The organism is Mycobacterium appelbergii (assembly GCF_032883035.1).
GTDB lineage: Bacteria > Actinomycetota > Actinomycetes > Mycobacteriales > Mycobacteriaceae > Mycobacterium > Mycobacterium appelbergii.
The window spans coordinates 129,182-151,480 of sequence record NZ_JAMQTH010000018.1; the positions used below are offsets into that span (position 1 = coordinate 129,182).

Sequence of the window (22,299 nt, forward strand, 5' to 3'; positions counted from 1 at the left end):
TCAGCCGGTCAGGTCCTGCTCGGTGAGTTCGGTCGCGGCCAGTGCGGCGGCCAGGTTGTCGTGACGGAACACCGAGGTGACATGGTCGTGCACCACCCGAAACGCGGCCGCATCGGTGGTGGTGCCGCCGTCCGCGTCGGTGATGGTCTGTTCGACGACGACCACGCCGTCATGCACGTACATGCGTCCCGGCGTCACGGTGGCGTCCACAGACTCCGCCCAGTCGCGCAGCGCCGCATGTCCCTGCGCAGCTCCGGCGGAGTCCCCCACTTCGATGTCGTCACTGCACAGGGTGAGCAGGGTGTCGAAGTCCTTGTCGTTCAGCGCGTCATGCCAGGCCAGTACCGTTGCGATCTCCGATGTGGTCATGAACGAAACGTACGCCACTCAGAACGGTGTGCGTTCGAGCCATCCGTCCCAGACCGCGGTGTCGCCGAAGACCTGCAGACCCAGGTCGGCCACCGTGCTCCGCCTGGTGGTGAGCAGCAGCAGGTCTTTGGCAGGCCCGCGCACCGCGACGCTGCCCTTGCCATGGTTGTGCGACCACCAGATTCCCTCTTCGTCGTTGACGACCGTCCACTCCCCTGTCGGTCCGAGACCGTCGTCAGTGGCGTGCAGATGCACGCTCTGGCCCCGGTCCACCGGCACACGGTGGTACTTCGTCGCCTCGACGCAGACCCGTTCCAGCCATTCGCTGATCGCGTCGGCGGCCAGTTCCGATGACAGTTCGTAATCGACGCCGAGGGCCAGCGCTGCGTCCGCGCGGTGCACGGTCACCTCGTGCACCCGTCGCCGGATCCACCAGCCGGCCGGTTTCGGCCCGAGAAACGTCCAGACTTTCGCGTCAGCGCCCACCCGGTCGACGGCCTTGACCACCAGCTCGGCGCCGTCGTTCAGCCATGCCATGGCACCGTCGGGATCGTCGGGCGGTTTACCATCGGGAACCTCACGGGGATCCAATTCGGTATGTCTTCGATCCTCGATTATCTGTGCAGCCCAACGGTTTCCACGACCAACATGACGGAAAAGCTGCTTGAGCGTCCAGTCCGGGCAAGAGGGCACGGGGGTGGCGGGATCGCCGGAGGCGATCAGTTCCCCGAAGGCCCGGGTCTGGTCGAGCAGCACGGCTCGGAAGTCCACATCACGAATTTACCGCTGCGCGCGCATTGCCGAGCGCGATCGGCAGAGTCGACCAACCGCGCAGCACCCGGGTGTCGCGGCGGACCTCGCCGCCGGCGAGTCGGGCGTCGGGATAGCGCTCGAAGAAAGCCCGCAGTCCGACCTCACCTTCGGCGCGGGCCAGCGCCGCACCCAGGCAGTAATGCCGCCCACCGGAGAACGAGAGGTGCCGTCCGGCGTTCTCCCGTTCGATGTCGAACCGGTGCGGGTCGGCGAACACCGCCGGATCACGGTTGGCCCCGCCCAGATGTAGGACGATCAACTCGCCGCGCTCCACCGCGGTACCGGCAACGTCGGTGTCGCGGCAGGCGGCGCGGGCGCTCAACTGCACCGGGGATTCGAGCCGCAGGATCTCCTCGACTGCGTTCGGCCACAGCTCGGGGCGGGCGGCCAGGGTGGCGAGGTGCTCGCGATGGTCCAGCAGCATCCGGATGCCGTTGCCCAGCAGATTCACGGTCGTCTCGAATCCCGCCGCCAACACCAATCCGGCGAGGGCTTTCAGTTCCGGTTCGGTCAGTGGTTCACCGGCCGCCCCGGCATCGGATGCCTGGATGAGCTGACTCATCAGGTCTTCGCCCGGGTTTCGGCGCAACTGCCGCAGGTGGGTGCCCAGCCATTCGTCAAAACCGGCAATGCCCCTGTTGACCTGCTGGTACTGGGGCCACGACAGGCCGATGTCCAGACCTGGCGCACCGAGCTCACCGAAGTGCAAGATGTTCGGCCGGTCCGGTTCGGGGACCCCGAGGATGTCTCCGATCACCGCGACGGGCAGCTTCGAGCAGTAGCGGTCGACCACATCCACGGTTTCGCTGCCCAGTTCGTCGAGCAGTTCGGTGGCGGTCTCCTCGACCCGCTCGCGCAACCGGGCCACCGCACGGGTGGTGAACACCGAGGAGACCAGCTTGCGGTAGCGGGTGTGGTCGGGGGGTTCGACCGACAGCAGCGAGGGCGGTTTCAGCGGGTGCAGCAGCCCGTTCTCGGTCTTGGCGACGACCCAGCGCAGCGACCGGGGCAGATTGCCGCCGAGTTGGGATACCCGGAAATCCTCCGAGCGCAGCAGGTCATTGACCACGCCGTAGTCGAAGGTCAGCAGCACCGCGCGACAGCGGATCACCGGGCCGCGGCCACGCATCTCATCGGCGAAGCCTGCCGGGTCAGCCCGGACCTGCGGATCGGCGATCAGTCTGGCCTGCGGGTCCCCGTTGCGCATCCCCACGGCCGACAGGCCGCGTACCACGCCGTGCAGGGCCAGCCACCGGATCCGTTCCCGCATGGGCCGAGCCTACGACCGGCCGAACTGTTGGACAAGCGTCAAACAGACTGCCTGCCCAGCGCGTGCATCCGCCACCCCGCCGCCTGCCAGCGTCCGACATCGAGACAGTTCCGGCCGTCGACAACAACTTTCGCGCGCACCGTGCCGGCAAGAGCCGCCGGATCCAACTCGACGAACTCGGCCCACTCGGTGAGCACCAGGACCGCGTCCGCACGGTCGCAGGCCTCGATCACCGACGTCGAGTAATTCAGCGTGGGAAACACCCGCTGGGAGTTCTCCATCGCCTTGGGGTCGTAGACGTTGACGGTCGCACCGTTGAGTTGCAGCATGCCCGCGACGTTGAGCGCGGGTGAGTCCCGTACATCGTCGGACTCCGGCTTGAACGCCGCGCCGAGGACGGCGATGTTCGCGCCGAGCAGTGATCCGCCGCAGGCGCGGGTGGTCAACTCGACCATCGCGGTGCGGCGGCGCATGTTGATGCTGTCGACCTCCCGCAGGAAGGTCAACGCGTGGTTGGCGCCCAGTTCGCCGGCGCGGGCCATGAATGCGCGGATGTCCTTGGGCAGGCAGCCCCCACCGAATCCCAGGCCGGCGTTGAGGAATCGGCGGCCGATGCGCGGGTCGTAGCCGAGCGCGTCGGCCAGCAGGGTGACGTCGGCGCCGGCCGCCTCGCACACCTCGGAGATCGCGTTGATGAACGAGATTTTCGTGGCCAGGAACGCGTTCGCGGAAACTTTGACCAGTTCGGCGGTCTGCAGGTCGGTGACCAGGAACGGCACTGCGTCGTCGAGCAGCGGCGCGTACAGTTCGCGTACCGCGGCTTCGGCGCGCATCGAATCATGCTGCACCCCAAGGACAATCCGGTCCGGGTGCAGGGTGTCATGCACGGCGAAACCTTCGCGCAGGAATTCCGGGTTCCAGGCCACCTCGACGTCCACCCCGGCGGGCGCCAGGCACCTGGCCCGCTCGGCCAACTCGGCAGCGGTGCCGACCGGGACCGTGGACTTGCCGACGATCACCGCGGGACGGCGCAACTGCGGAACCAGGGTGTCGATCACGGCGTGAACGTGGCGCAGGTCAGCGCCATAGTCGCCCTTCTTCTGCGGGGTGCCGACGCCGAGGAAGTGCACATCGGCGAACTCAGCGGCCTCGTCGTAGTCGGTGGTGAAGCGCAGACGCCCCGCGGAGAGGTTGTCGTTCAACACCTTCCGCAGGCCCGGTTCGTAGAACGGAATGTCGCCGGAGGCCAGTTTGGCTACCTTGCCGGGGTCGATGTCGACGCCGACGACCTCGTGGCCGAGCTCGGCCATCCCCGCCGCATGTGTCGCGCCCAGATAGCCGGTACCGAATACGGTGCATCGCATACTGCCTCTATAGGCAGCCCCGATGAGCTGGCCGCTACGCGACACTGAGCGGCAGACCAACGTCAGGTGACCGTTAGCCGCCGCAGGTCCGCCAGATCACCGGAATGGTCGTCTCACCTGGGGCGAAGCGACCATTCCGTTGATCTCGACGCAAAGAGTGAGCCGCTAGTGCCGGCCGCCACCGAAAGACGGGAACGGCCAGATGCCGCCGCCACCGCCGGATCCGCCGCGCCCGCCACCGGAACCGGAGCCTGGGTTCCAGCTGCCGGAGCCACCCGAGCCTGACCCGGGGTTCCAGCTACCGGACCCACCCGAGCCGGAGCCCGAGCCCGGGTTCCAACTGCCGGAGCCGCCACCGGAACCCGAGCCCGAACCTGAGCCGGGTCCCCAGTCGCCCGAACCACCCGAACCAGGGAACGGCCACTGCGGGCTGTCCGGTTCATCGTGCGACGGCGGCTGCCACGGCGGGGTGTCCGGCTCGTCGCGCGGCGGGCGCTGCGGCTGCCAGGGCGGACGCCACGGCGGATCGTCGTGGATCGGCGGACGGAAGAGCGGCGGCGGCAGCACCACCAACGGTGGGACGTACGGCGGGTTGTAGATCGGGGGCGGCGCAGGCAACGGCGGGGGCGCCGCCGGCGGCGGTGGTGGCGGGGCCGCGGGTGGCGGAGCCGGCGCCGGAGCCTGAGGCTGTTCGACATAGACCGTGCGCGGCGGAGCCTGCGGTGCGGGGGCCTCCTGCACGACCGGCACCGGTGCCTTGATGGTCTCCGGCGGCGGTGCGGGCGGCGGCGGCGCCTGCACCGGCTGAGCTTCCGGTACGGGTGCCGGCGGCTTGGCGGGCGCGCTCGGGATCACCGCGCTCTGCGCGGGCGACGGGCGTTGATCGACCGTGGGCCGGATGCTCACCGCAAGCGAAATGACCAGTGCCACCACGCCGAGAACGAAGATCGAGGTCAACGCACTACCGACCAGCAGGAACGGCTTGCGCCCCTCCTCGACTGGCGCGACACCGAGGGCCTCGTCAGCGACGACCGAGGAGGCCAGGTCGAACTCGGGATCGTCGACGTAGTTGCCGTTGGCCGGGGCCATCTGGGTGGCCAACCCGGCCAGCCCGGCGTAGGCACTGCCCGCGGTGGTGCCGTCACGGTCCTGCGAGTACGCCAAACCGACGGTCGACGCCTCGAAGGCGGGTGCATTGGCCGAGGCCAGTGCCGCACCGCGGGCCAACGCCAGTTCGCCTTCATCCGGTGCGTTGACCGGCAGCGACACCAGGTGCTCCAAGTGGGCCTTGACCGAGCTCACGTCCACGCCGGAGCCGACGACGAACATGCCCTGCGGCGGTGCTTCCTGCGCGTCGACGGCGGCGGCCATCTCGGTCAGCACTGCCATCGCGTCGCTGCTGTGCAGGCTGCGGGCGAGGACCTTGACGACCGATCCGTCCTCGGTCTGCACCACCGACAGCGTCGCGGTGTCGCGGTCGATGAACAGCAGCGCGGTGGTGTCGTATCCGACGGCGCGTCCGACGGCCTGTGCCAGCGCCGCGGCGGCGTGGCCCTCCGAGACGAGCATCACATCGTCGATGCCCTGAGCGGTCAGCGCGTCACGCAACGCGGACGCGTCCGAATGGTCGGTCCAGGTGACGCCGATCGATTTCAGATGGTGCCCACCGGTGGTGGCGCTCTCCTGCGTTCCGAGTATCGCGGCGACCACCTGATCGGCCGCACTCATGGTTGCCGAGCCCTCGCCGCCCGCGACGTCGAAGGCGTCGTGATCGACGGTGACGCCGTCGGCCTTCTCCCCCTCGACCAGCACCATGCGGACCGTCGTAGGTGCCATCGAAACACCCAGTACGATGTCCACCAAGCCCTCCAAAGTATTTGCTGCGCTGTATAAGTCGCCATTGCGCACACGTCCGCGCGAGCCCGACAACTAGAAACTTCATCGGCACCTACAGCTCGATCGTTACAGCGACCGCATTAGCTGATGGCTCTGAAGTTCTGGTCGGACCGCGACGGCATGGTGCTCGCCGACGCCGGTAGTTAGACCCTACTCGGCAATACGACAAACAACGCCTGCCGGTTCATCCCGGCTGCTCTTCCTCGACGGCTTCCTGGTGTGGCCGCAGGGCGTCGCCGAACGGCGTCGGGCGACGTTGTGGCAGGTGGCCGTGCACACCCTCGGCGTAAGCCGTCTCGGCGTGCTGGGTGAAGTCGACGCCGGTGGTCTCGTCCTCGGCGCTGAGCCGGAATCCCATGAACCGGTCGATCACTTTCGCCACCACGAAGGACATGGTGAACGCATAGGCGGCGACGACGACCACTGCGAGCAGCTGCTTACCCAGCTGGGCCAGCCCACCGCCGTAGAAGAGGCCTGAGGGACCCGCGGTCATCACCTCGGTGGCCAGAAATCCGATCAGCAGCACGCCGACGACACCACCGACAAAGTGCACACCGACCACGTCGAGCGAGTCGTCGTAGCCGAACCGGAACTTCAGCCCGATCGCGAACGAACAGACCACGCCCGCGGCCAGACCGACCACCACCGCGCCGAGGGTGTTGACGGTCCCGCACGACGGCGTGATCGCGACCAGACCCGCCACCACACCAGAGGCGGCACCGAACGTCGTCGGCCGCCCGTCCCTGACCTGCTCGACGGTCAGCCAGCCGAGCATGCCCAGGCATCCGGCGACGAGGGTGTTGAGGAAGATCGCGGCCGTGGTGCCGTTGGCAGCCAAAGCGGACCCGGCGTTGAAGCCGAACCAGCCGAACCACAACAGCCCGACACCGAGGAGCACGAACGGCAGGTTGTGCGGGCGCATGGCTTCCTTCTTGAAGCCGATGCGGGGCCCGAGGACCAGCGCCAGGGCAAGCGCTGACGAGCCGGAGACGATCTCGACGACCAGCCCGCCTGCATAGTCGAGGACACCCAGCTCGAACAGCCACCCGCCGGGGCCCCACACCCAGTGCGCGACGACCGCGTAGACGGCAACGGCCCATACCGGGACGAACACCATCCAGGCCGCGAAGCGCGCCCGGTCGGCGATGGCCCCGCTGACCAGCGCGGCGGTGATGATCGCGAACGTCAGCTGGAAGGTGGCGAACAGCAGCTCGGGAACCGTGCCGTGGGCGGTGGCCGGGGTGATGCCGAGCATGCCGAAGTGGTGCAGTCCGCCGATCAGGCCGCCACCGGCGTCCTCGGAGAAGGCCAGGGTGTAGCCCAGCAGCAGCCAGGCGACCGTGACGAGCGGGATCGAGATGAAGCTCATCATGATCATGTTGAGCACACCGGTGGTGCGGACCATGCCGCCGTAGAAGATGGCCAGGCCCGGGGTCATCAGCAGGACCAGGGCGGTGCTGGCCAGCAACCACGCCGTGGCCGCAGGATCGATCTCTTGCATTTGGCGAGAATGTCGCCCGCGCGTTTCAGTGGCGCGGCGATCGCGTTTCCGGCGTGTTTCCGACTCTTCACGCCCGACTGTGGGCGTCGCTCAGTGCTTGATGAAGTTCAGATGCGACCGCGACGGCGTCGGACCGCGCTGTCCTTGATACTTCGACCCGACCTTGGCGCTGCCGTAGGGATGCTCGGCCGGGCTCGTGAGCCGCAGCAGGCAGAGCTGGCCGATCTTCATGCCCGGCCACAACACGATCGGCAGGTTCGCGACGTTGGACAGCTCCAGCGTGATGTGCCCGCTGAAGCCCGGGTCGATGAACCCCGCGGTGGAATGCGTCAACAAACCGAGACGCCCCAGGGAGGACTTGCCCTCCAGCCGCCCGGCCAGATCGTCGGGCAATGTGCACAGCTCCAACGTGGAGCCGAGCACGAACTCACCGGGATGCAGCACGAACGGCTCGCCGGCCGCGGGCTCGAACAGGGTGGTCAGCTCGTCCTGCTGAATCGACGGGTCGATGTGGGTGTAGCGGGTGTTGTTGAAGACCCGGAACAAGGTGTCGAGCCGGACATCGACACTCGACGGCTGCACCAACGCATCATCGAAGGGTTCAATGGCCAGGCGTTTCGCGGTGATTTCGGCCCGGATGTCACGATCGGAGAGCAGCACCTGACGAGAGTATCGGCTGGTGATGTAACCTCACTAGCCACACACCGCCGATGTAGTTCAATGGCAGAACATCAGCTTCCCAAGCTGAATACGCGGGTTCGATTCCCGTCATCGGCTCCACAGTTTTCGCAGGTCAGTGGTCTATGCGAGACTCCGAACCGCCCGCCACAGGCAATCTTGACCGTCGTTTGACCGTGGGTCGGCTAAACGGCCCACCAGAAACCCTTTGCTGGCGCTGACCTGCGACTACGATCCTGGCGGGCAGCGCCGATCGGCCTGCCAAGCTGCGGCGTTGGGGGCGAAGCGTGCCTAGTGGCAATCTGGCGATGTTGGTTGGCAATGGATTGAGTATCGCTTTTAGCCCAAGTTTGTTTCTAAACAACATCACCACACAAGTCATCGCGAGACTAAGTAAAAAATACGAAGGACGCAGCGACGAAGTTGCTCGGGCCATGCAACAAGTGGCAATTAGGGCTCAAGCCAAGAATCCATCCGGAGACTTTGAATCACTGATCGGCGCGTTCGGTGGCCAAACCGACATCTTGGACGATCTTAGAAGTTACGCCTTGCTCACCGAAGACAATCACGACATGGCGCAGGCGATTTCCGAAGTCATGTTGTTTGTTCAGCAAGTAAGGCAGCGCGGCATCGGACACACCCTGCAAATAATTGTAGAGAATTCACATCCCGACAAAGGTTCTTACGCTAGCATTTCCAACTTTCTTAAAACCGGAATTGACGCATTCCCGAACCGCGTCACCATTGCTAACCTAAACTACGATGCTTTAGTCCTCACAGCTCTGACCGCGGAGTACAAAGATGATTTCTGCGACATGGGCGAAGGCTGGACCGCGGTAGATCTAAAACCTCTCAGCGACAGCACTTTGAAGGCGCAGACATTGCGCACGTCCAATAGTTTCCCCGCGAAGCGAATCAAACTGATCGATCTTCACGGATCGGTGACATTTTGGAAAGTCGGCAGCAGGTATCTGAAAATTCCGCTTGACATCGCGCGCGATCCGGGGGTATGGAACAAATATCGGGAAATGCAAGTTATGGCATTTCCGTTGGTTGTGCTAGCCAATCAGCATGACAAGGTGGATCACGTTAAACGCCACCCATTCCAGCTCGCCTACGATGTAGCGGATGACGATTTCCGAAACTCTGACCACTGGCTCATCGCGGGCTATTCATTCAGGGACACATGCGTGAACGATCTTCTGAAACGCGCTTGGGACATGCACCGGAAACCGCCAACGATTCTCGTCGTGACCAAGGGTGATGGCCCAACCACCAACGACGTGGAAAATGCGTTCGGTTGGGAATCCGGCAAGTTCGCCGATCACAACGCGAAGATCGAACGAACTGGGATTGACGGCTTACGAGAAACAGCCACGTGGAAATGGTTCGTCGGCGAAGAACCGCCGTTTTAGCCCCGGCGGCGCAGCGGCGTGACGTTCGGCGCTTCGACCGGGCGGCTCATCGCTTCCAGCGCGGCCATCGTTTCGGCGTGATCGTCATCGAACAGATGCGTGTAGATCGCCAGAGTCGTCGTCACCTTGGCGTGGCCCATGAACCGCGAAAGCTGCAACGGCGGGATTCCCGCCGCAACGCACAAACTCGCGCAGGTGTGGCGCAGCGCGTGAAACTTGAGCGCTGGCGGCAACACCAACGACGGTTTGGGAGATCCCGACGACTTGCGCGACTCCGGCGATTCCGACGAAACCCCGCCAAGGCGGTTGGTGCGGGCGACAGCGGGCCGGAAGACGGCTTTGTAGAACGTCTGGTGTCGGATCGGTGCCGACCAATCCAGCACCAACCGTTGCGCGGCTTCAACCGGTGAGAGCGCAGCCAACGCATCGACGGCGGTCGGCGCGATCCGCTTGCCATCGGCGTCGGTGACGCGTTTGCCGGTCGGCTTGGCTGCTTTCAGCGTCACCAAGCAGAACAGTGGTGCCGTCGGATCCTCCAGGCGCGGGTGCGCTGCCAGGTACTCGCGCAGAAGCGCCGTCGTGCTGCACATCGAGCGCACGGTGATCACAATTGACGGCGCGCTGGTCTATGACTCGCCGAAGACGAAAGTTTCACGACGCCGGGTGCCGTTGACGCAGGCGACGCGCATATCAGGGTTTGCGTCAGATTCCCGGCAACGGCCCCTACCCGCTCGTGAGTTCGTTTTCGCAGCGGTCGTTCGGTGTCGGTGTGCGCCATCGTTCCGCAGCGGTCTGTATCAAAGTTGGCATCGGCCCCTACACCGCGCACCACCGCTATCCCGGTTTGAGTATGACCAGCGGTCCACGCGGCTCCGGTCGCTCACTCGACCTCGACGCCCGGTTCAATTCCGCCAGCGAGTTCAGCCATGGCGCTGGGCTGGTCGCGCCAGGCTTCGAAGACGCCACCCCGGCGCAAGGCGGAAGGTATCGCGGCACGACGCCGCCACCCGAGCCGAACGTGCAGCTTGTTCGGGGCCGCAATGCGAAGCCACGACCGTGGTCGAGCGACTGAAGAGGTCACTAACGGCAAAACCCAAGAAGCGTCGACGCCGCACCAAAAGCGGCCGGTTCAAGAAGATCAAGAAGCGGTGAGGCATGGCCAGACGACGCATCTACAAACGCGACCGCAAAGGCAGGTTTGCGTCCGCTGGCACCTCACGCGCCAAGCGAACTGCACACAAGATCAACCGCAAGCGTCCCCGCTACGTGCGCGGCTCAGTCGGCAAGACGATGCGCGTCGGCCGTGTCGACCCTGGCGGTGAGTACGCAGGGGTCCACGTCGGTGCGTTTGCCGAATAAAGACCCACTTTGTCTGATTCGTCCCCCTCAATCTGGGACGATCGGCCAATGGCAGCAGAAATCGTGATCGCGGCGAATGACGGTGGAGATCAGCACACTGACGTGTGTCAATGCATCCACTGTGGACTAGACCATGATTTTGACCTGCCGGAAGAGTTGGTACGCGCTGCCCACGTACGGCAGGTCGTCATCTTCGCGGGTGCCGGTGTCAGCACCGAAGTGCCTACAGTTTTCCCTCAAACGATCTACCAACGCGCCGTAGAGATGCTTGCGTTAGATGAGCCTGGCTCGTTTCCCGAAGTTATTGAGGCATTTGTACAGAAATTTGAGCGGCGCGGCTTCGTGCAGATGGTGAAAGCAAAATTCGACTATATTGATAGTTTTTGGGGCCTCCGATACGACGCTAGAAAGTTTCACACAGAGCTGGCGACGATGCCGTATTTGCAAGATGTAATCACTACCAATTGGGATACATACTTCGAAGAAGAGTGCGCTGCGACTCCGTTCGTGTCCGGCGACGACATTGCACTATGGAAAATGCCAGGACGTCGAGTTTTGAAGATTCACGGCAGCATGAGCAATCTCGGAAGTCTAGTGGCGACCGAAAGCGATTATAAGGGTCGCTTGAAAGCTTTACGTAAGGGAGTAATGGGTGGGCTCCTCACGGAGTTATTAGCTACGCGTACGGTCGTTTTTATTGGATACTCGCTTACGGATTGGAATTTTCGGCGACTCTATCGCGAACTCCGTAAAGATATGGGCCCGTACTCCCCGAGGGCATATTTCGTATCGCCATTTGGCGCTGATGAGCGCCTTGAAAAGGAGTTCGACCTCATCACCCTCAAGACCAGCGGCGTAAAATTCTTAAAGGACCTCAAGAGCGCCAATCTCGGTAATTGCAATATCGAAGACTCTAGCTACGAGCGGGTGAGTCAATATCACATCGAAATCCTTAACGCCGACACATTCGCGAAGACAGTGCCTCACAAAAAATACCCGTCGATCCTGTACTGCTGGGCCTTCCATGACGGGGCCCGAGACGCGGGGCGACGCATCGAATTGCGACGGGGATCGGGGGAATATTCAAGTCGTGGCCATGTGGTGGAACTTGTCAAGATATACGAAAAGCTTCAGGAACAAGCGTGGGAAGACGGACGGTTTCACGACCACGCTTACATCGAAGGGTACCTAACCCCGCTCTTTATTATGCTCGACGACCGCGCGGACGATGACGGAGAACTTCACGGTCTCCTGGACAGTGCGCCGCGTTACTTTATCTATGGTTCGGATAGTGATATGCGTACACAGGATGAATTTCACGACGCCGTGAAGGCGAGTAACCGACGAGCTCCCAAACAACGAAAGTTCGCTCGGGAACGGTTGGCGGATCTACCCGGAGACATGATCTTGGAACACGGCCCGTTCCTGCCGGGGTTGAGCGAAGAGAACCTTTATGCCGAAAACGAGCACGCCTGACGAGAGATCTTCCTACCGACGATGGCGAGTTTGCTGTGCTCGACCGTCGTTTGACCGTGAGCAGCGGGTGAGCAAGCGAGCTACGAATGGTCTCAATAGTTCGCGATGGCCCGCGAAAACTATTTACTACCAGCGGAAATCACCGAACTGTCGCGAACCGTTGCGACCCTCGTGACCAGGGCTGATCGGGTACGAACACCTTCCCAAGCTGAATACGCGGGTTCGATTCCCGTCATCGGCTCCACAATATGTAGGTAGAAGGCCTTCCACGATTGCCGGAAAGCCCACATCGGCCAAACCTGTCAACGGCAGCTGAAAACTGATCAGCTATCGGCACGCGCTCACCCGGGTCACTGTCGTGTGCGCCGCCCGGTCACCCTGCGCTGTGGCGTGCGAGCTCGGCGAGGGCCGCAGCACGCACGTGATCCGGGCACGAGGATCGCTGGATCGAGGTCCGAGCCAGCGCGACGACTTCCGCGTCGGAGAGTCCCCACGCGAGGGTGCACCGCTCGTACTCCTCGTCCAGCGGGACACCGGTGAACAACGGGATATCGGTGTTCAGCGTGACCGGGACGCCTCGGCGCAGCAGAGCCGGCAGCGGGTGATGCTCGAGGTCCGGCACCACCTGCAGCAGCACATTCGACAACGGCGCCATGTCCAGGCAGACGTCGGCCTCGACCAGCTGGTCCACCACCGACGAGTCCTCGGGGGACCGTACCCCGTGACAGATCCGGTGTGGCCCTAGCTCGTCGATGGTCTCGCGCACGTGGCAGGCCCCGGCGCCCTCGCCGGCGTGAGGCACGGTCACCAGCCCGTGCGTGGCGGCCCGCTGAAAGAGGTCGGCGAACCGTGACGCGGGGTGGTTGGCCTCATCGCCGGCGAGGCCGAAGGCGACCACGCCGCAGCCCGCCCACCGGATCGCGAGGTCGAGCATCTGTTCCCCCTCCGCCAGTGGCCTGCCGCGGTTGACGCCGACGACCAGCCCGGCGGAATCGGCTCCTCCGCCGGCGCGCAGCCCGTCGAGAATGGCCTCGACGAGGTCATCAGCGGGACCGAGCCGCCCGGAGTAGGTGGCCGGGATGCAGTGGATCTCGGTCCACACCACCCCTGCCGCCTGCTGCCGCCTCGCCAAATCCTCGGCCAGGTCGCGCAGATCGTCGAGGCTGCCGATGACATCGCGCGCCAGCTCGTAGGCCTCGACAAACTCGGCGAGGTTCTCGAACGGCCCGGGCGCGGGCTCCGGCATCCCGTACTTGTCGGCCAGCGCAGCCGCGGAGGAACGGCTCATCGCCGCCTCGAAGTGCAGGTGCAGCTCGGCTTTGGGCAAGGCAACCGTGTCGATCATCGGCAATCAGAGGTCGTGGCCGACATACACGCTCTTGGACCAGGTGTAGAAGTCCACGGCGCGCTCGCCCTGCTCGCGGAATGTGTTTGTCGAGGAGTCGCGGACCCCGCCGAACGGCACGTTGAGGTCAAGGCCGGTCGTCGGCCGGTTGACCTTGACCACGCCGACCTGCGCCCGCGCCGCGAAGTCGTAGGCCTTGCCCAGGTCGCGGGTGCAGATCCCGGCGGTGAGACCGTACGGCGAATCGTTGACGAGCCGCAGCCCCTCCTCGTAGTCCGCCACGTCGATGACGCAGACCACCGGACCGAACACCTCCTCGGTCGCAAGCGGATTGTCGTGGGAAACTTCCGACACGACCACCGGCGCAAGGAACTGGTCCTCGTGGTCTCGGACCTCACCGACGTCGAACCCGGCCTCGACCGCGGCGTGGATCGCCGCGACGTCCTTGGCGAGCTGGGCATCGGAGACGACCGGGCCCATGGTGGTGCGGGGGTCCAGACCGTTTCCAGGCCTGACGGCGCCCGCCTTCTCGCGCAGCGCCTTGACGAAGACCTCGCGGACACCCGGGGTCACGTAGACCCGCGACGTCGCGGTGCAGGCCTGTCCGGTGAGGCTGAACGCGCCCGCGGCAACTGTGGCCGCGGCGGCATCGACGTCGGCGTCGTCGAGCACCAGATAGGCGTTCTTGCCGCCCATTTCCAGCTGCACGCGTGCGTTGCGGGCGTTGAGGGTGTCACGGATCGCCATGCCGACACTGGTGGACCCGGTGAAGGACACGGCCGCGACTTCCTGGTGGCGGACCAGCGCGTCGCCGGCGAGGGAGCCGGAGCCGTGCACCACGTTGAGCACTCCGGCGGGGAGTCCGGCATCGACCAGAGCGGTGGCCAGGTGGTTGACCGACAAGGGCGTGAGCTCGGCGGGCTTGATCACCACGGCGTTGCCGGACACCAGGGCCGGAGCCATCTTCCAGGCGGGGATCGCGATAGGGAAGTTCCACGGGGTGATCAGCCCCACCACGCCGAGCGGCTCTTGGCGGGTGTACACGCTGGTGCTCTGCATCATGCTGGGCAACGCCTCGCCACTCCGCCGCCAACCGGCGGAGCCGAAGAACCGGAGGACGTCGATGGCGCGGCGCACCTCCCCCATCGCCTCGGCGCGGGTCTTACCCTCCTCGCGGGTGAGGTCGGTCGCGATGTCCTCGTGCCGCCGGCGGAGCAGGTCGGCGGCATCCATGAGGACGGTGCCACGCTGCACGGGAGTCAGCGCGGCCCAGCCCGGCTGGGCGTCCCCGGCAGCAGCTACTGCGTCGTGCACGTCGGCGGCGCCGGCCGAGGGCGCGACGGCGACGACGTCCTCCGGGTTGGCGGGGTTGCGACGCTCGACGCTCGGGTCGCCGACCCAGGTCCCGTCGATCAGGTTCTGCGCGTTGGTCATATCGTCTCCTGGAATCTGTCGGTTGGGATTGGTCGAGGCCTGCTCAGAGGTGGGCGAGCAGGCCGCCGTCGCAGCGCACGGCGCTGCCGGTGATGTACGACGCGGCGGAGCTGCACAGGAAAGCGGCCAGTGCGCCGAACTCGTCCGGCGTGCCGTAGCGACCGGCCGGGATCCTCGCCTGCGACGCGGCACGGACCTCCTCGGGACTGCTGCCCTGACGCCGGGCTGCGGCCTCGTCGAGGGCAGCGACCCGGTCGGTCGCGATGCGGCCGGGAAGTTGCAGGTTCACGGTGACCCCGTCGGCGGCCACCTCGGAGGCCAGGGTCTTCAGGTACGCCGCGAGCGCGGCCCGGCCGACATTGGAGGCCGCCAGCATCGGGATCGGGGCCTGCACGCCGCTGGACCCGATCGCAAGGATCCGCCCCCAGCCTTGCGCGCGCATATGCGGCAGGGCCCGCTTGACCAGCGCCACGTGGGCCTTGAGCAGCAGGTCGCCGATGATGTCGACGTCCTCGGCGTCCAGATCGACAGCGGCACCGGGCTTCGGGCCCGGTCCGTTGAGCACGACGATGTCGGGGTTGCCGTACGCCTCGCGCGTCGAGGTGAGCAGCCGCTCCACCGCTCCCGGTTCGGTGAGGTCGACGGAGACCGCAATCGCCGACGGCAGCGACGAGGCGAGCCGCTCGGCGCGCTCGACGCTCCGGCCGGTGATGACCACGTGCGCGCCTTCGGCAGCGAGTGCCCGTGCGGTTGCCGCGCCGAGGCCCCCGGTGGAGGCGAGCACGAGCGCGACGCGGTCTTTGATTTGGAGATCCATTCAGCGTCCTTCCACGGTGTCGATGTGTGCGGCCAGGACCGGCGCCAGTGACTCGGGCAGGCTCCGGCCGGGCGGTCGTACCCCGGACTCGGCGATCAGTCCGCGTCGGCGCAGGCACTCCTTGCGCACCGCCAGCGCGATGCCGACCTGCTGCTCGAACGTGATCAGGGGCAGGTGGTCTAGGAGCGCAGCCCGTGCCTTCATCCGGTCCCCGTCCTGCCAGGCGCGAACCGTGGCGACCAGCGCCTCGGGGTAAGAGAAGCCGGTCATGGCGCCAGCCGATCCGCAGGCGAGCTCGTCGAGCAGGTTGATCCCGCCGAGGCCACCGAAGACGGGGACGTCGACGCGTCTGGTCAGCTCCGCCACGCCCACCGGAGTGGGAGGCGCCTCTGCCTTGACCGCGGTCACGAACGGCGACTGGGCGACCACATCACCCAGTACACCGGCGGGCACGTGGACACCGCTGATGACCGGGTAGTCCTGGACGACGACGTCGGCGCCGGTGGCCTCGTTGACCGCCCGCAGGTGTGTCGCGAGGGTGGTGCGATCGGCGCTGTTGGCCTGCACCATCACCCCGGCGAGCCGGTCGGCGACCAGGTCGACGGCCATCCGCGCCTCGTCAATGACCGGCGCCGTGGCCAGGCCGGTGCAGCCGACCACGAGTGGCAGCTCGGTGGTGTCGAGCACCGTCTCGAGGACCCGGCGGCGTTCCTCCCACGACAGCTTGGCCGCTTCGCCGAAGACACCCAGCACGGTCAGGCCGGTGGCGCCGACCGCCTCGGCGTGCTCGGCCAGCTGGGCGACGCCGTTGTCGTCGACCTCGAGGGTGGATCCGGAGAAGGGGGTGGCCAGCACGCCCCACACACCGGGTTGCATCAGCTTGTTCACCGGTCACTCCAGTTCGGCTTGCGTTTCTGTTGGAAGGCTTCGACGCCCTCGGTCGCGTTCGGGCTGACCAGGGCCTCCATCAGCGCCGGCAGTCGCGCGGCGTGCGCCTCCCTGGGGGACAGCTGGGCGGTGCGGTTGACGACCTGCTTGATCGCCCGGAGCGAGGTGGGCGCGCACGCGAGGATCTGCTCTACCCAGCGGTCGACCGCTGCGTCGAGCTCGGACGCCGGCACAACCTCGTTGACCAGGCCCATGTCGGCCATCTCCTGCGCCGAAGCCTTCCGCCCGGTGAGCAGCAGGGACATCGCCTGCGTGTGCGGGATCCGCTCGCGGAGCTTGACCATGCCGCCGTCCAGCGGTAGGCGGCCGACCCGCGGCTCGGTGAGACCGAACCTGGCGTGCTCCGCCGCGACAACCAGGTCTGCGCCGAGCACCGTCTCCATCCCACCGCCGAGTGCGTAGCCGTTGACCCGCGCAATCACCGGTACGTCGAGCGTCTCACGCAGCGACAGTCCTGCGAACCCGTTCGGGTCGAGGTCGGCCCAGTAGTCCACGCCGGTCTTGCCTACGCCACCGACCGACATGTCGGCGCCGGTGCAGAACGCCTTCTCCCCGGCCCCGGTGACCACCACGACGTGCACGCTGGGGTCGTTCTCGATCTGGTCCCAGATCTCGTTGCACCGCCGGGTGCTCGTTGCGTCGAGCGCGTTGAGCACGTGCGGGCGGTCGAAGGTGACGCGGGCGACGTGGCTCTTCAGGTCGTAGCGGATCTCGTCGGTCACCGTGCGGCCTTCCTCGTTCATCGGATCGTCCCCTCGTTGAGGACCGCGGCGATCTGCTCGTCGGAGTATCCGAACTCGCGCAGGACCTCCTGGTTGTGCTCACCGAGCATCGGCGCCGGGCGGCGGATCGTGTTCGGGGTGCCGCTGAGGCGGATCGGCGCGTTGAGCACCTCGACCTTGCCGCCGTGCGGGTGGTCCATCTCCACGACCATGCCGTTGCACACGGTCTGCGGATCGGCGAGAGCTTCCTCGAGGGTGCGTACGGGCGCGCAGAGGATGTCTTGCTCCTCCAGCCGGGACACGAAGTGCTCGGTGGTGTCCTGTGCGAACCGGTCGCGGAAGATCTTCTGCAGCTCGGGGCGGTGCTCGAACTGATCCTCCAGGGTCTCGAAGCCCGGCCGGGTGGAGAGGTCCTCGTCGAATCCGAGGGCCTTGGAGATGTCGCGCAGCGGGTTCTCCTTGAACGCACCCACCATGCACACCGCGCCGTCGGCGGTCTCGAAGACGCCGGACAGTGGCATCGCGGCCCAGTTGATCTCCTTGCCGCGGTTGAGCTGGCTGGCGGCCTCCTGCATCTGCATGTGGAGCATCGAGTCGTACATGTTGACCTGCACCTTCTGGCCCTCGCCGGTGCGGTCCCTGGCGATCAGCGCGAGCAGAATGCCCTGGGCGAGGTGCATGCCCGTGGTGTAGTCACACAGCGTGGTCGGGTAGACCGTCAGCGGCGTGGCGTCGTCGGCGCGGCGCCACATCACGCCGGAGTAGGCCTGCGCGATTACGTCCTGCCCGCCCTTGTGGGCGTAGGGCCCTGTCTCCCCGAAGCCTGTGCCGGAGGCCCAGACGATCCGCGGGTTGAGCTGCTTGCAGTCCTCGTACCCGAAGCCCATGCGTTCGATGACGCCGTGGCGGAAGTTGCTGACCACAACGTCGGCACGCCGTACCAGGTCACCAATGACGTCCTTGCCTGCGTCGGTCCGGGTGTCGACGGTGATGCTGCGCTTGTTGCGGTTGATCGAGAAGAACACCGGGTTGTCCTGGCCCGCGGGGTCCGGGAACGAGCTTCGGCTCAGGTCACCGACCTTCGGGCGCTCGACCTTGATCACCTCGGCGCCGTAGTCGGCGAGCATCTGCGTGCAGCTGGGGCCCATATAGACCTGGGTGAAGTCGAGGACGACGACTCCGTCGAGGGCGTTGCTGGTCATCGGACGGTCTCCTTGTGCTGGTCGGGGTGGTCGTCGGCGGGGGCCCGGCTGCCCTCGTCGATCGTGGCGTTGTCGGATGGCTGGTCGCCCGGGTCGGCGCCCTGGTCGCGCATCCTGGTCTGGATCTCGCTCGCGGGGACCTCACGGACCGTGAGCCCCTTCTGCACGGCGAGCGCCGCAGCGATGCCGGTGGCCTGGCCCTGCGCCATGCAGGGTGGGATCTCCCGGGACATCCGCTGTGCCTCCGGCGTCGCGGAGTAGTGGCGGCCTGCGACGAGCAGCTGGTCCACCCCGCGAGGAAGCAGGGATCGGTACGGCGTGTAGTAATCCCGACCGCGGGCGACACTGTCGCTGAAGTGGCGCCGGTTGACCACGTCGTCCTTGGTGACGACGTACTCTCCCTGGAGCAGCCGCGTCTGCCGCACCCCCATCTGCTGTGCGACGTCGACGATGTAAGCGTTGCCGAAGCCGGGCAGGTCCTCGCGGATGGCCACCAGCGCGTTCTCGATCCGCTCCCTCGCGACGAACTCGGCGTTCGTCAGCGACTCGGGATCGGCGCCGTCGAAGCCGGTCATGTGCGGGGTGTTGCACCACACCACGCCAGGCACCGGTGTCTTGAGCCACCACAGCTCCCAAGCGCCGCCGAGAAGCCGCTTGATGCGGCGGTTGATGGCGCGGGCCTCACGCGGGTTCTCCTGCTCGAACCTCTCGGCGGCATCGGTGTCGACCCCGCCGAGGCGGAACACCAGAGTCACGAGGTACTTGTCGTGCTCGTACGGCGCCCCGGTCCGCGAAGCAACATCGATGTCACCGGTCGTGTCGATCACGACGTCTCCCATGATCGCCTGCGGCCCGACCTTGGTCTCGACCACGACGCCCTTGAGTGCACCGTCGTCGATGATCGGACGGGAGAACCAGCTGTGCATCCGCAGGTGCACACCCGTCTCCCGGACCAGCTCGTTGGAGGTTATCTTCCAGCCGTCGGGGTCGAACGCGACCGCGTAGCAGATCGGCTTGGGGTTGGTGTGGGAGTGGAAGTTGAAGAGGCCGTAGCGACCCCACTTGTTCCAGAGCTCGGTCGAGGCGTACCACTCCTCGCGCGGCGGGTAGACAGCGAGATTGCGGCGGGCCATACGCTCGACGTACTCGTTGACAATGCCCTGCACGGTGATCTCGTTGCCATTCACCATGTCGTCGAGCACGAGGACCATCCCGCCCGAGGCAAGCCCCCCGAGGGCTGAGTAGCGCTCGACGAGGGTCACTTCGACGCCGCTGCGGGCCGCGGCCACCGCGGCGCTCACGCCGGCCGGACCGCCTCCGACCACGACGACGTCGGAGCGCCTGACGACCGGAGCATCCACCTGATGGCTGCTGACGGCGAGGTTGGGGGTGTTCATGTGCGCACTCACTTTCCGGCGAAGATCCCGCTCTTGCGGCGGGCGATGACATAGAGGACGACGCTGACCGCGGCGAGCGCGGCGGTGTAGGCGGGGAAGACCCAGATTTGGCTGATGCTCTGCAGCCAGACCAGTAGGTAGGAGGCGGTGCCTCCGAAGGCTGCGACTGCGACGCCGTAGCCGAGGCTGGTGCCGGTCGCGCGGCAGTACTTCGGCATCAGGCTGGTCGACACGACGTTGTAGAGGGTCATGTTCGCCACCAGGAACAGGCCCCCGACGAGCAGCACGACCGTGAATGTGGTCAAGCCCGGGCCGGCGTAGAGCAGCATCATGAAGACGGAGGGGATGGCCAACAGACGCGTGCCGATGAACGTCTTCGACAGCGTGATCCGGTCGGCGAGGCGGCCGGTGATGATGGAACCGACCAGCAAGATGACGCCGAGCGCGGTGGTGGCGGCGAAGATCTCGGTCGGATCCTCGCCGAAGGAGCTGCGGGCCAGATTGGGCAGGCCGACGTTCCATGCGTAGTTGTAGGCCTGCGCACCGCCGACCACGAAGATCATCGCGACGAGGCCGATCCAGTGCTTGCGGACGCCGCCCCAGGTGCCGGCGTTCTCCTCGGCCTTCTCCTCCTCGTGCAGCGTCTCGGGGAGGGTACGGCGCAGGTACAGGACGAAGAAGCCCATCACGGCGCCGAACAGCATCGGCACCCGCCACCCCCACTCCGACATCGTGTCGCCGCCGATGAAGTAACTGGTGAGGAAGCTGACCAGAGAGGCGAGCAGGATGCCGAAGTTGACGAAGAAGCTGATGTAGCCCGCTGCGCGACCCTCGTGCCCGGCGGGATTGAGCTCCACGGCGTAGGCGGTCGACAAGGGTGCCTCAATGCCGGTCGAGACACCCTGCAGAATCCGGGAGACCAGCAACAGGACGCCCGCCCACACGCCGATCGTGTCGTAGGTCGGCATCACGGCGATCGCCAACGTGGTGACTGCCATCAGGCTGATTGACAGCAGCATCACGCGGCGACGGCCCACCCGGTCGGCCACGTTGCCGAGGATCACGCCACCAAGCGGGCGCATCACGAACCCGACCGCGAACACGGCGAGTGTGTCGAGGGTGGCGGACACCGGGTCCTGTGGTGCGAAGAACTGGGGACCCAGGTAGGCGGCAAGCAGACCGAAGACCATCCAGTCGTACCACTCGAGGGTGTTGCCCAGGCCGAGCGCGAGCATCGTGCGCCTGCTGGCCGGTGGTCCGGCTGACGCGGGGCCGCGGTCTGGGGACGTGTCGTTCACGGCGGTCGAGGACCGTGGGGCGGGGGTGGTTGTCATGGGGTTCTCCGGTTCTCCGGTCCGATTTCGGACGCACTCGGCCAAGTCCGTGACCCTTCGGGCGCACGGAACGGCGGTTGTTGAGGTGGATGAGGTGCGCTCGACCGGGTGCCGGTCGGGCAGGGGCTACCAGGTGGGCGGTGTGCTCACCCAGATAGCGGTGCACTCCTCGGTCTCGGAGGGATTTACGTACCAATGGGGAATGTTGGACGCGTACCGGATTGAGTCACCGGCGTGGAGCCGGTGACGGATGCCGTCCAGGTAGACGTCCTTCGTGCCTGACAGGACGATGCCGAACTCTTCGCCGTTGTGGTGGTACGGCGTGGCGCTCGTGTCGTAGCCGGGTGGGGTCACCACCCAGTTGGCCTCAAGGGCGCCGTTGAGGTCGGGAGTGAGGAGCTCGTAACTCCCGCCGTCGTCGTTGGTCAGCCCATGGCCGTCCAGCCTGCGCCGCTCGTTCTTGCGAACGACGACCGCCTTGGTCTCGGAGGCCTCGAGCAACTGTCCGATCGGCATCTGCAGCCCGTGGGCGAGCTGGACCAACGTGGCGAAGGACGGGTTGCCGTTGCCGCGCTCGATCTGGCTGATGAGCCCGGAGCTGACACCCGCGGTCTCCGCGAGCCGCTCGGTGGTGAGCTGACGCTCCTTGCGTAGCATGCGGATCCGCGATCCGAGGTCACCGAGCATGGCGTCGACCAACATCTTGTTGTTGTTCGGTTGGCCCTTGCCCATGTGTCCTCCATCACCCTGTCCGATGGAGAGCATTCCTGAGTAGCTTCACTATGTCAACAGTTTCTTCAGTTAAATGAAGGATGCCCGGAGGGTGCCGCTCGGCCGGTGGTCTCGTGCCTATGGGCGCGCTTGAGGCGCTGGGTCAGGACCCGCCGGAGGATTGCGAGCCGCGCGTGTTCGAGCTGATGCTGCGCGGCCCTGACCGCGAGCCCGCCCCAGACGACAGT

At 65.9% G+C, this 22,299-nt stretch carries 20 protein-coding genes and 1 tRNA gene; 4 read left to right on the forward strand and 17 right to left on the reverse strand.

Going from position 1 to position 22,299, the window contains the following annotated elements:
* The 7 genes from M1247_RS31985 to dcd all read right to left on the reverse strand — a co-directional run bounded on the left by M1247_RS31985 (window position 1) and on the right by dcd (window position 7,873).
* Window positions 1–369 carry a nuclear transport factor 2 family protein gene (locus tag M1247_RS31985; protein ID WP_317160453.1) on the reverse strand — a complete coding sequence of 123 codons (369 nt, stop codon included), beginning with the start codon at window positions 367–369 and terminating at the stop codon, window positions 1–3.
* A gap of 18 nt (window positions 370–387) precedes the next feature.
* A complete protein-coding gene (locus M1247_RS31990) occupies window positions 388–1,140 on the reverse strand; it encodes a maleylpyruvate isomerase family mycothiol-dependent enzyme (protein ID WP_317160454.1) in 753 nt (250 codons plus the stop codon).
* 1 nt (window position 1,141) lies between these two features.
* Entirely contained in the window at window positions 1,142–2,452 is a 1,311-nt protein-coding gene (locus M1247_RS31995; RefSeq protein WP_317160455.1) for a cytochrome P450, read from the reverse strand.
* A 38-nt stretch (window positions 2,453–2,490) separates the two neighbouring features.
* On the reverse strand, window positions 2,491–3,816 hold the full coding sequence (locus M1247_RS32000; protein ID WP_317160456.1) for a UDP-glucose dehydrogenase family protein: 1,326 nt from the start codon (window positions 3,814–3,816) through the stop codon (window positions 2,491–2,493).
* A 165-nt stretch (window positions 3,817–3,981) separates the two neighbouring features.
* On the reverse strand, window positions 3,982–5,676 hold the full coding sequence (locus M1247_RS32005; RefSeq protein WP_317160457.1) for a DUF7159 family protein: 1,695 nt from the start codon (window positions 5,674–5,676) through the stop codon (window positions 3,982–3,984).
* A gap of 220 nt (window positions 5,677–5,896) precedes the next feature.
* Window positions 5,897–7,213: an ammonium transporter gene (locus M1247_RS32010; RefSeq protein ID WP_317160458.1), complete on the reverse strand. Its 1,317-nt coding sequence runs from the start codon at window positions 7,211–7,213 to the stop codon at window positions 5,897–5,899.
* Window positions 7,214–7,303: 90 nt separating this feature from the next.
* Window positions 7,304–7,873 carry a dCTP deaminase gene (dcd, locus tag M1247_RS32015; RefSeq protein ID WP_317160459.1) on the reverse strand — a complete coding sequence of 190 codons (570 nt, stop codon included), beginning with the start codon at window positions 7,871–7,873 and terminating at the stop codon, window positions 7,304–7,306.
* Window positions 7,874–7,919: 46 nt separating this feature from the next.
* On the opposite strand from dcd, the gene M1247_RS32020 reads away from it, so the two are divergent.
* Together M1247_RS32020 and M1247_RS32025 are read left to right on the forward strand one after the other, a co-directional pair.
* Window positions 7,920–7,993: transfer RNA gene (locus tag M1247_RS32020), tRNA-Gly, on the forward strand.
* Window positions 7,994–8,178: 185 nt separating this feature from the next.
* A complete protein-coding gene (locus M1247_RS32025; RefSeq protein ID WP_317160460.1) occupies window positions 8,179–9,306 on the forward strand; it encodes an SIR2 family protein in 1,128 nt (375 codons plus the stop codon).
* Here M1247_RS32025 and M1247_RS32030 read toward each other — a convergent pair.
* Entirely contained in the window at window positions 9,303–9,896 is a 594-nt protein-coding gene (locus M1247_RS32030; RefSeq protein WP_317160461.1) for a tyrosine-type recombinase/integrase, read from the reverse strand. The two genes, M1247_RS32025 and M1247_RS32030, sit on opposite strands and share 4 nt — an antisense overlap.
* 565 nt (window positions 9,897–10,461) lie before the next feature.
* Between M1247_RS32030 and M1247_RS32035 the strand changes: the two genes are divergently transcribed.
* Both M1247_RS32035 and M1247_RS32040 read left to right on the forward strand, forming a co-directional pair.
* Window positions 10,462–10,665, forward strand: a complete 204-nt coding sequence (locus tag M1247_RS32035) for a hypothetical protein (RefSeq protein WP_317160462.1) — start codon at window positions 10,462–10,464, stop codon at window positions 10,663–10,665.
* Between the two features lie 48 nt (window positions 10,666–10,713).
* Window positions 10,714–12,141 carry an SIR2 family protein gene (locus M1247_RS32040; RefSeq protein WP_317160463.1) on the forward strand — a complete coding sequence of 476 codons (1,428 nt, stop codon included), beginning with the start codon at window positions 10,714–10,716 and terminating at the stop codon, window positions 12,139–12,141.
* A gap of 373 nt (window positions 12,142–12,514) precedes the next feature.
* Here the strand turns inward: M1247_RS32040 and add are convergent, their stop codons facing one another.
* The 9 genes from add to M1247_RS32085 form a co-directional block, all read right to left on the reverse strand.
* Complete coding sequence (gene add, locus M1247_RS32045; protein ID WP_317160464.1) at window positions 12,515–13,486, reverse strand: adenosine deaminase; 972 nt, start codon at window positions 13,484–13,486, stop codon at window positions 12,515–12,517.
* Between the two features lie 6 nt (window positions 13,487–13,492).
* Entirely contained in the window at window positions 13,493–14,920 is a 1,428-nt protein-coding gene (locus tag M1247_RS32050) for an aldehyde dehydrogenase family protein (RefSeq protein ID WP_317160465.1), read from the reverse strand.
* Between the two features lie 43 nt (window positions 14,921–14,963).
* Window positions 14,964–15,737, reverse strand: a complete 774-nt coding sequence (locus M1247_RS32055) for an SDR family oxidoreductase (RefSeq protein WP_317160466.1) — start codon at window positions 15,735–15,737, stop codon at window positions 14,964–14,966.
* Window positions 15,738–16,625 (reverse strand): dihydrodipicolinate synthase family protein, encoded by an 888-nt coding sequence (locus M1247_RS32060; protein WP_317160467.1) that lies wholly within the window; start codon window positions 16,623–16,625, stop codon window positions 15,738–15,740.
* Entirely contained in the window at window positions 16,622–17,428 is an 807-nt protein-coding gene (locus M1247_RS32065) for an enoyl-CoA hydratase-related protein (protein WP_317160468.1), read from the reverse strand. Before M1247_RS32065 ends, M1247_RS32060 begins: the two co-directional genes overlap by 4 nt.
* Window positions 17,425–18,609 carry a CaiB/BaiF CoA transferase family protein gene (locus M1247_RS32070; protein WP_317160469.1) on the reverse strand — a complete coding sequence of 395 codons (1,185 nt, stop codon included), beginning with the start codon at window positions 18,607–18,609 and terminating at the stop codon, window positions 17,425–17,427. Before M1247_RS32070 ends, M1247_RS32065 begins: the two co-directional genes overlap by 4 nt.
* Window positions 18,606–20,006, reverse strand: a complete 1,401-nt coding sequence (locus tag M1247_RS32075) for an FAD-dependent oxidoreductase (RefSeq protein WP_317160470.1) — start codon at window positions 20,004–20,006, stop codon at window positions 18,606–18,608. Before M1247_RS32075 ends, M1247_RS32070 begins: the two co-directional genes overlap by 4 nt.
* A gap of 8 nt (window positions 20,007–20,014) precedes the next feature.
* Entirely contained in the window at window positions 20,015–21,340 is a 1,326-nt protein-coding gene (locus M1247_RS32080) for an MFS transporter (RefSeq protein ID WP_317160471.1), read from the reverse strand.
* Between the two features lie 126 nt (window positions 21,341–21,466).
* Window positions 21,467–22,072, reverse strand: a complete 606-nt coding sequence (locus tag M1247_RS32085) for a helix-turn-helix domain-containing protein (protein WP_317160472.1) — start codon at window positions 22,070–22,072, stop codon at window positions 21,467–21,469.
* Window positions 22,073–22,299 lie beyond the last annotated feature (227 nt).

What these genes read in the sequence shown, in the direction of transcription:
- M1247_RS31985 (WP_317160453.1), bottom strand. Translation starts at nt 369, where the DNA reads ATGACCACATCGGAGATCGCAACGGTACTGGCCTGGCATGACGCGCTG.
- M1247_RS31995 (WP_317160455.1), bottom strand. Translation starts at nt 2,452, where the DNA reads ATGCGGGAACGGATCCGGTGGCTGGCCCTGCACGGCGTGGTACGCGGC.
- M1247_RS32000 (WP_317160456.1), bottom strand. Translation starts at nt 3,816, where the DNA reads ATGCGATGCACCGTATTCGGTACCGGCTATCTGGGCGCGACACATGCG.
- M1247_RS32010 (WP_317160458.1), bottom strand. Translation starts at nt 7,213, where the DNA reads ATGCAAGAGATCGATCCTGCGGCCACGGCGTGGTTGCTGGCCAGCACC.
- M1247_RS32030 (WP_317160461.1), bottom strand. Translation starts at nt 9,896, where the DNA reads ATGTGCAGCACGACGGCGCTTCTGCGCGAGTACCTGGCAGCGCACCCG.
- M1247_RS32035 (WP_317160462.1), top strand. Translation starts at nt 10,462, where the DNA reads ATGGCCAGACGACGCATCTACAAACGCGACCGCAAAGGCAGGTTTGCG.
- M1247_RS32040 (WP_317160463.1), top strand. Translation starts at nt 10,714, where the DNA reads ATGGCAGCAGAAATCGTGATCGCGGCGAATGACGGTGGAGATCAGCAC.
- add (WP_317160464.1), bottom strand. Translation starts at nt 13,486, where the DNA reads ATGATCGACACGGTTGCCTTGCCCAAAGCCGAGCTGCACCTGCACTTC.
- M1247_RS32050 (WP_317160465.1), bottom strand. Translation starts at nt 14,920, where the DNA reads ATGACCAACGCGCAGAACCTGATCGACGGGACCTGGGTCGGCGACCCG.
- M1247_RS32055 (WP_317160466.1), bottom strand. Translation starts at nt 15,737, where the DNA reads ATGGATCTCCAAATCAAAGACCGCGTCGCGCTCGTGCTCGCCTCCACC.
- M1247_RS32065 (WP_317160468.1), bottom strand. Translation starts at nt 17,428, where the DNA reads ATGAACGAGGAAGGCCGCACGGTGACCGACGAGATCCGCTACGACCTG.
- M1247_RS32070 (WP_317160469.1), bottom strand. Translation starts at nt 18,609, where the DNA reads ATGACCAGCAACGCCCTCGACGGAGTCGTCGTCCTCGACTTCACCCAG.
- M1247_RS32075 (WP_317160470.1), bottom strand. Translation starts at nt 20,006, where the DNA reads ATGAACACCCCCAACCTCGCCGTCAGCAGCCATCAGGTGGATGCTCCG.
- M1247_RS32080 (WP_317160471.1), bottom strand. Translation starts at nt 21,340, where the DNA reads ATGACAACCACCCCCGCCCCACGGTCCTCGACCGCCGTGAACGACACG.
- M1247_RS32085 (WP_317160472.1), bottom strand. Translation starts at nt 22,072, where the DNA reads ATGGGCAAGGGCCAACCGAACAACAACAAGATGTTGGTCGACGCCATG.